At 57.1% G+C, this 1975-nt stretch carries 2 protein-coding genes; one reads left to right on the top strand and one right to left on the bottom strand.

The window, feature by feature from the left end; all coding sequences use genetic code 11:
- Window positions 1-405: 405 nt before the first annotated feature.
- Complete coding sequence (locus K359_RS65625; RefSeq protein ID WP_245284965.1) at window positions 406-834, bottom strand: outer membrane protein; 429 nt, start codon at window positions 832-834, stop codon at window positions 406-408.
- Between the two features lie 755 nt (window positions 835-1589).
- On the opposite strand from K359_RS65625, the gene K359_RS64120 reads away from it, so the two are divergent.
- On the top strand, window positions 1590-1975 hold a 386-nt coding region (locus K359_RS64120; protein ID WP_210164121.1), incomplete at its 3' end, for a hypothetical protein.

Consider the following 1975-nt stretch of genomic DNA (forward strand, 5'->3'; position numbering starts at 1 on the left):
ATCGGGCCCCGTTATGTGCATATTGGAGGCAACGCGGGCTTGCAGGTTGCGTTGGAGCCGTGACGGGTTCCTTTTCCGAGGATAGCTGTGGGTGTGCCCCGGGGAACTGTGCACCGAAGTGGATTATGCCTGACTTCCGGAATGATTCCTTTCTGTCAGGTCGGTAGTCTTACAGAGAAGCCTTGGCTATGACGACTTCGCCGACTGCAAATCCATGTGTTGCCGTGCCGTACGTCGAGATCGACGCTGCGTCAGATTTCTAGGATCGAGTGCGGCGTGTTGCCGTTTCCAACGTATCGCTCGAAGTGCGGCAAGCTTCATTGATCGCGCTCGTAGGGTGGCTCGGGACCTGACAAGACCACGCTATTGACCATCAATCGTCCGTCGATCCTGACGTCGGAGACGTCAGGATCGACGGAGTGCCTGTAAGCGAAACAAAACCGCGAACGCTAACGGCCGGCTTTGTCCCGTAGAGCGGTGGATCGGACCATTCCGGCGTCCCCGGTTCAGACCAACCTTACCGACGTGATAGCTGCTGGACAGGCTAGTGATATTGGCTGAGACCACCAAAGAGGGCGGATATTGTGTGTTGGAGGGGTCGCTTGGTCCGCCGAACCTCAGATAGTCGTACTCGAATTTGACGGACCATTCTGGCGTGAGCGCTTGCTCGATGCCTGCGCCGATTGTGCCACCGAAACGACTGTCATCGAAATGTGTGGCATTCTGTGGCGCCTCGCCAGGTTCGTTGTTATTGACGATATCGCCGCGATTGTGCTGCCATGCCACGCCTAGCCTGAGATAGGCTAGTGTGCGGCCGTTGCGGGCCAAAGGCATAACCCAGCCGACCGGTCCCGGTCGCAAAGACGTCTGGACCTGCTTTGCAGTTTGCGCTCACGATGATGCCGGAGACGGCAAGACAGGTGTTTGTACCCTCGGAGATTGCGCCACTGCTATCCAATTCGAGGCCAAAAACCCAGCGCTCCCTCTGCCAATTGTAGCCAATCTGACTTCCGGCCACGAACAGAGGGGTGTCGACTACGTCACCGAAAATCAAGGGGCCATAGGGGTCAGTGAACGATGTCCGGCCGTAGCCCCCGCCGAAGGACCCTCCTATGTATCCGCCGGTCCACCTCCATAGAGCCGGCGGCGCCTTCACTGTGACTCCGAGATCGGCCGAATGAGCGGCGCCGCTTGCAACGAGCGAGGCTGTTGCGGCTACAAAACAAAGAAGTTTATATCGCATATCACCTCAAGAGGCGCGCGCCACTCGCAACTAAAGCGAATGATCCGACTTAGCTGGCGCCGCTTCACGGTGTGTGCACGACGTGTGCCAGCGGCCGCAATGCGCATTGCCTGCGCTTTTTTTTCGATCGCACTGCCGTATTGGCGGCAAGACAGGTAGATTTGGGCCAGCCCGCAACCTCTACCCATCAAAACCGATGTCGCATTTACGACAACTCGCTGGATCAGGATGAGTTCAAAGGTAGAGCGCCAGACTTCCACTCTGGAAACTTCGGTTCAAATCCGAACGTCCGCACCAGTCACTTCATAGTGCGCGCAAGAACGGTGCAGGATGGTCGCCCTCGGCGATGTTGATTTCGATCTGCAACGAGCTACAAATTTACCAGAACACGCTCGACAAGACGCTTTATATGTATGTCCGGAAGTCCGATGGGCTCCCGGCTGATGCGACACCGGGAAACTGGAAGCTCTTGGCTACGAAGCAAGACGTTTCCGCAGCAGCGATCGAGCAATCAACGCGAAGGCTTTTATTTGTCCGTCCGGAAGTCTGCCAGGCCTTCGACTGGACGCGGCGCCAAATAGAACCGCGCGCGAGCCCACGTTCGTCGCCGCAGATCGGCCAACATCAAGTCATGAATTTTGATGGTGTGGAACGGCCCTTCGAACCGGCATCAAAAGTGCCTAACGTGGTCGCTTCGAGAGGCGCCACAAGGGAAGGACCGTTCCAATGGAG

This window comes from Bradyrhizobium sp. th-b2 (assembly GCF_000426785.1).
Classification (GTDB): domain Bacteria; phylum Pseudomonadota; class Alphaproteobacteria; order Rhizobiales; family Xanthobacteraceae; genus Bradyrhizobium; species Bradyrhizobium septentrionale.